General features: G+C 32.7%; 4 protein-coding genes. 1 reads left to right on the top strand and 3 read right to left on the bottom strand.

Annotated features, from left to right (window positions below):
• The 3 genes from VGE71_RS03005 to VGE71_RS02995 all read right to left on the bottom strand — a co-directional run.
• On the bottom strand, positions 1-2,197 hold a 2,197-nt coding region (locus VGE71_RS03005), incomplete at its 3' end, for a cation:proton antiporter (RefSeq protein WP_331136968.1).
• A 112-nt stretch (positions 2,198-2,309) separates the two neighbouring features.
• A complete protein-coding gene (locus VGE71_RS03000) occupies positions 2,310-3,029 on the bottom strand; it encodes a response regulator transcription factor (RefSeq protein WP_331136967.1) in 720 nt (239 codons plus the stop codon).
• A complete protein-coding gene (locus tag VGE71_RS02995) occupies positions 2,992-3,753 on the bottom strand; it encodes a sensor histidine kinase (protein WP_331136966.1) in 762 nt (253 codons plus the stop codon). The genes VGE71_RS03000 and VGE71_RS02995 overlap by 38 nt, the downstream gene beginning before the upstream one ends.
• Before the next feature lie 288 nt (positions 3,754-4,041).
• Between VGE71_RS02995 and VGE71_RS02990 the strand changes: the two genes are divergently transcribed.
• The gene (locus tag VGE71_RS02990) at positions 4,042-6,408 is read left to right on the top strand and encodes an efflux RND transporter permease subunit (RefSeq protein ID WP_331136965.1); all 2,367 of its coding nucleotides are present in this window, start codon (positions 4,042-4,044) and stop codon (positions 6,406-6,408) included.
• The last annotated feature ends 105 nt before the right edge of the window (positions 6,409-6,513 follow it).

Below are 6,513 nucleotides of genomic sequence, written 5' to 3'. Positions count from 1 at the left end.
TGTCTAAACTTATAATCATTAAATTCTGCCCGTCTAAAAACTCTTTTTTAATCGTTCTATCGTTTTTAATCATGATATGGTTTGGAGCAATCTGTTCTATAGAACGAATTGTTTCTTGAATTTCGCGTGTACTTTTAACTTCACCGCTGGCATCTAGAACTGTTACCTGAGAACCATTATTATTTATTAATTTTTTAGCATAATCAATTAAAAACGAATCTTCTTTACTAAAAACAGGCATAAAAACCTGATTTACTTCTTCAAGATCTTTATCGATAAGAATACCGACTGACATTCTGGTTTTAGCAATAATATGACGTGTTCTTTCATCAAAAGGATTATTTTCGAACAAACCTTCTTTTCCTGTAAACTTGTCAATCAAACGATCCGGATTTACAATTCGGGTTGTGAATCCTAGAATTTTTCCAAGCAAAGTTCCATCAAAAATAGATTGTCCTAAACCAATCAACAACAAATCATATTCTCCCTGATTGGCCGAATCAATAATATCGGTATCAATATCATTTGAGACTTTAAACATACTCACCATATTCTGATTCAATCGATGTGATTCCTCCACAACCGGAACTAGCATTTTGCGTTCATGATCTTTAACATCAAAAGAATGAATCTCTGTACTTAATGACAAATGCATTGCTGTAACAATCGAATTATCTCCTTGTTTTTTAACTAAGCTGTTCGCAATCTTAAGAAGTTGTTTTCCTCTTTCAGGAGTCGCAAACGAAAGCAGGATTTTGTATTTACTTTTATTGCCAATTTCTTGAGGAATAGCTGTTATTTTATCTTTAAAAATAAAACCAATAAAATCCAAAGCCGGTCCTGTCATAAAAGTAGTCACCAAGGCCATAATAACCATCATGGTAAAAATTTCTGTAGACAGCACGCCCAGATCATATCCAATGTTTAAAACTACAAGCTCCATTAAACCGCGAGTATTCATTAATGCTCCGATAGCCAAACTATCTTTCCAGCTTTGTCCAACAAATTTTGCGGCTAAAGCACTTCCAAAGAATTTCCCCGCAACGGCAACAGCAATGATTAAACCTGTGATTTTCCATAAGGCTGGATCATTTAGTAAACCAATTTGGGTACGTAAACCAGTAAAAACAAAAAATAAAGGTAATAAAACGATAATGGCTACATCTTCGACTTTTTCTATAAATATGTTTCTAAATTTATTGTTTTCAGGCATAATTGCTCCGGCCAAAAACGCTCCGAATAAGGCATGAATCCCAATTAATTCAGCAGCATAAGCAGAAATTAAAAGTGTAATAAAGAAAATTGCGACAACTGGTTTATTCAAACTTTCGCGAGTCGCATTTAAATCGCCAACACGTTTTAGGAACGGACGAACGATTTTCAACATAACAATTACATATAAAATCGCTAAACCAATTACATATAATGAACTTGTAAACGAACCTGCTTTTACAATCGCAATTACAACAGCCAGAATACACCATGCCGTAATATCATCGGCTGCAGCGCAGGTAATTGCAATGGTTCCGAGTTTTGTTTTCTGCATTCCTCTTTCCTGAACGATTCTCGCTAGAACCGGAAAAGCAGTAATACTCATCGCAATTCCCATAAATAATCCGAAAGAAGAAAACTCAACACCAATTGGGGCAAAAGTGTGGTATATAAAATAGGCTAAACTTAAACCCAAAGCAAACGGAATCACAATACTGGCGTGACTGATGACAACTGCATCATGAGCTTTGTTCTTAAGCACTTTCAAGTCCAATTCCATTCCGATTACAAACATGAAAAGAATCAAACCAATCTGACTTAAGAATTGTAAATTACCTAAAGATTCCTTTGGAAATAAAGCTGCCGAAAATTCTGGAAAATACATTCCGACCAAAGATGGCCCTAAAACAATACCTGCAATCATTTCTCCGATTACAGATGGCTGTCCAATTTTTCTGAAAAACCACCCAAACAAACGTGCCACTAAAATAATAGTAACGATTTGCGCCAATAAAATAGCCAACGGATGCTGCAAATTATGAACCATCGAATCCAGAAAATCATTCCAATGGTTACTTTCAATTTGTTTTTTAACAATATTACGTCCAACTTCCAGCGAAGCGCCTTTTGAAATCACCCAATATATCAGCCCTGTAAAACCGCCGATAATTGTAATATAAAATAAAGAGTTCTTAATGTTATTCATAACATTTTCTTTTAATAATTGACACAAATATCACAACTGCACTTTAAGTGAAAAAGCTAATTTCAAGCTAATTTTTAATGTATGTAACAAGTCGGGAAAATTTTGTAATAAGTTATAATTTTACCTTTTTCAAAAAATCAGATCGGTAGGTTTCACTTAAAATCAAGGCTGTGTTTTTATTGTTTTCTTCTAAATGATGCAGTAGAATTTCGTTATGATTAAAAAATTTTATTGCCTTAACTGCTACAATTTCTTTTTTATTGATTCGACAGAAATCGGAATCGGGTAATTCATTTAAAAGTGTATCGAATTTCACGTTTTTCAGATTCAGAAAACTTCCGTCGGTCAATAAAACTGTTTTATCACGACTATCGCTAGTAGCTGTTGTGATGTACTGAATTTTATTAAAATACAACAATGTTTTCCCTTTATCGGTATTGAGCTGTATGAATTTTTTTGAACTATCTGATTTGTCGAAACGTTCAAGAGCTTTCGAAACTGCTTTTTGAAGACGTTCCAGTTTTACAGGTTTAGTAATATAATCAACTGCATCTATATTAAAAGCATCTGCTGCATATTCTTTATATGCAGTGCAAAAAATCACTAATTTATTATCCAGCATTTCGGCCAGATGCAGACCATCGATACCTGGCATTTCGATATCAGAAATTAAGAGATCAAAATCCAGATCTGGAATATCAGCCAAGAGTTTCTGCGGATTATTAAATGTCTTTACAATTTCCAGTTCTGGAATCTGCTCGCAAAGCATTTTCAAATAAGTCAATCCCGGAAGCTCATCGTCCAGAAGCAAGCATTTCAGTTTTGTATTCAAGTAAATCAATTTTTAGATGAGCAATATAAATGTCGTTTTCAACAAACCTATCAAGTTTGAAATTGTTCTTATAAATAATTCGAAGGCGATGTTCTAAAGTAGCGTGTCCAAATCCGCTTCGTTCTTTCTTAAGTACTTTTTTATCTGAGATTTTGTTTGAAACCGTCATAAAAAAAGTATTGTCTTTAAATTCAAAAACAACCGAAATAAAGGCATCAGCACTTTGAAGATCGGCATGTTTAAAAGCATTTTCAATTAAATCAATCGAAATTAAAGGCGCCAGCAAAGGCTGATCGTATAATTTATCTTCTTCATTAATATTGGTTTTGATCTTAAGCTCAAAAAGCGGACTGATTTTAATTTTATTAATTTCAATCAAATTCAGTGCAAAATTAATTTCTTCTTTTGCTGTCACGAATTTCTTTTTGCTTTCATATAAAATATAATCCAATACATTCGCCAATTTGTCTAGCGCAAAATAAGTCTGATAAGCATGCGACTGAATCGAATTTAGAATATTCTTAAACAAATGCGGATTTAATTTAGACTCTAAGTTTTCGAGTTGCAAATCGTTTACCTTAGATTCTAAAGCATAAAAACTTTTTTCAGCATCATCTTTGGCTTTTTTAGTCTGCATTAATTGATAAAGCATAAAGCAAATTATGACAATCAGCAATAACAGAATTGCTAAAAAAATAAACATTATGGTATTGTTTTGCTGCATTGTTTTGTTTTTATGTTGCTGCGAATTTCATGAATAAATGTACAGAATCTGCTTCAATCTGTTAAATCTCCGTGAAACCTTTTTTTTCGATTAATGAAATAAAATTCAGTCTTTAGAAATTCAAATTATTTGCAAATATGAGAAAACCCTGTGATTTACGCATAAATTCGGATAAATTATAACCATCACAAGACTTTCAAATTTGTGTTAACATTAAGTAAAATAGAATTGATTATTTATGATTTCGAGCACTTTTCACTACATTTGCATCCATTTTTTAAAGATGTTATGAAAAACACTATCCAAGTTGGATTTTGGGAAAAACTGGCCCGAATCATACTTAAAAACAGAATTACAATTCTGGTTATACTTTCTGCTCTAACAATTTTCTTTGGTTATCAGTGGAAAAATCTTTCTATGACTTATACCGAGGCGAACCTGCTTCCGAAAGATCATATTGCCAATAAAGACTATCAAAAATTTCTAGACAAGTTTGGTGAAGAGGGAAATCTTGTAGTTATTGGTTTTAAAGACCCTAAATTCTTTACTCCAAAAAATTATGCTGCCTGGAACGAATTGATGACAGGTTTGAAAAAATCGAAAGAAGTTGATTTAGTTGTTTCTTTAAACGATTTGAAAAAGTTGGAAAAAGATACTATCAACGAAAAATTTGTTTTAGCACCATTTATTGATCAAAGCAAAGTTTTAGATCCTGCTTATTTAAAAACCATTCAATACGAATTGTTTCATAATTTACCTTTTTACGAAGGACTTTTATTCAACAAAGAAAGCGGAAGTATTCGTTCTGCGGTTTACATCAATAAAAATTTGGTGAATACTGCGAACAGAAAAACTTTTATCCTTCAAAATCTGGTTCCGAAAATTGATAAATTCGAAAAAACAACCGGAATTGACTTGAAAGTTTCGGGAATGCCGTACATCAGAACGATCAATGCGGACAATATGAAAGGTGAAATCGGACTTTTTATTGGAGCGTCTTTATTGACGGTTTCATTGATTTTCTTTTTCTTTTTCCGTTCGTTTAGAGCAACGTTTATTTCAATTTGTATTTTAATTGTCGGTGTAACTTGGTCCTTTGGAACACTTGGATTATTTGGTTATAAAATCACGATTTTAACCGCAATTATTCCACCACTGATCATCGTAATCGGAATTACAAACTGTATTTTCCTGATTAACAAATACCAACAGGAAATTAAAATTCACAACAATCAGGCAAAAGCGTTACAACGTGTTATTTCAAAAATTGGATCTTCAACTTTAATGACCAATTTAACTGCTGCAATTGGTTTTGCAACCTTGATGATTACAGGAAACGAATTGTTGTTCGAATTTGGTTTAGTAACTTCTATCAACGTACTTTCTGTTTATACATTGACACTTTTCATCGTGCCGATTATTTACAGCTTTATGCCATTGCCAAAAGCGAAACATTTATATCACTTAGACAAAACGTATATTTCTACACTTTTAAATGCAGTTGCAACTGTAGTAAAAGGCAAAAAGACAATTGTTTACACTATTTATGCTGTTCTGTTTATTATCAGTTTGAATGGGGTGAGACAAATGAAAGTTTCGGGAAGTTTGATTGGCGAAATGCCAAAAAGCGCTTCTTTCTTTAAAGATATTTTATTTTACGAAAAGGAATTTAATGGAGTTATGCCATTAGAAATCATGGTAGACACCAAAAAGAAAAAAGGAGTTATGAAAGCTTCTACTATTCGTAAAATGGATGAATTGCAGAATACCATTTCTGAAATTCCAGAATTGGCAAAACCAGTTTCTGTAGTAAATTTGGTAAAATACTCTAAACAGGCTTTCTATAATGGAAACCCAGAATATTACCAATTGCCGACTTCGCAAGAGCAAACTTTTATTTTAAGTTATGCTAAAAATGCAACCAAAAACAGCAAAGAAAATCTAATGAAAGCTTACGTTGATTCGACTGGACAATACGCCCGAATCACAACTTTCATGAAAGATATCGGAACCGATGAAATGGCAAAAGTTGAAGGAAAACTGCGCAAAAAAATTGACGAAATTTTCCCAAAAGACCGTTTTGAAGTTACGATTACTGGAAAAGCATTGGTTTTCCAAAAAGGAACAACTTATTTGGCGCATAACTTAATCGAATCGTTACTTTTTGCTATTGCAACCATTGCAATTTTGATGCTGTATTTATTCCGTTCTTTCAAAATGGTAATGGCTTCTTTGATTACGAATATTTTACCACTTTGTATTACTTCTGGATTAATGGGTTATTTCGGAATTCCGTTAAAACCCTCAACGATTTTGGTATTTAGTATCGCTTTCGGAATTTCGGTTGATAATGCGATTCAGTTTATGGCAAAATACAAACATGATTTGATTCAAAACAGAGGAAAAGTGAAGAAATCTGTTTTCAGCGCTCTAAGAGAAACGGGAGTAAGTACTTTCTATACTTCTGTAGTTTTGATTTTAGGTTTTGCAACTTTCACTTTATCAAGTTTCAGCGGTACAATTGCTTTAGGAGGATTAATTTCTTGTACTTTGGTTTTTGCGATGTTTGCTAACTTGGTTGTATTACCATCGTTGGTTTTAACTTTCGAAAAGAAAAAAACTAAGAAAGAGGAATTGGAGAATTTGGAGAAGTAATTTTTCACCGCAAAAATATCCGCCACGAATTCACGAATTCACGCAAATTAAAATATAAATCTTTGTCAAAGTTTAAAACTTTGACAAAGATTACCGTATAGTTTG

The sequence above is a fragment of the Flavobacterium sp. genome (assembly GCF_036405015.1).
Classification (GTDB): domain Bacteria; phylum Bacteroidota; class Bacteroidia; order Flavobacteriales; family Flavobacteriaceae; genus Flavobacterium.
Note: the sequence above shows the minus strand (reverse complement) of the source record. Positions and strands in the feature narration are given on the sequence as shown.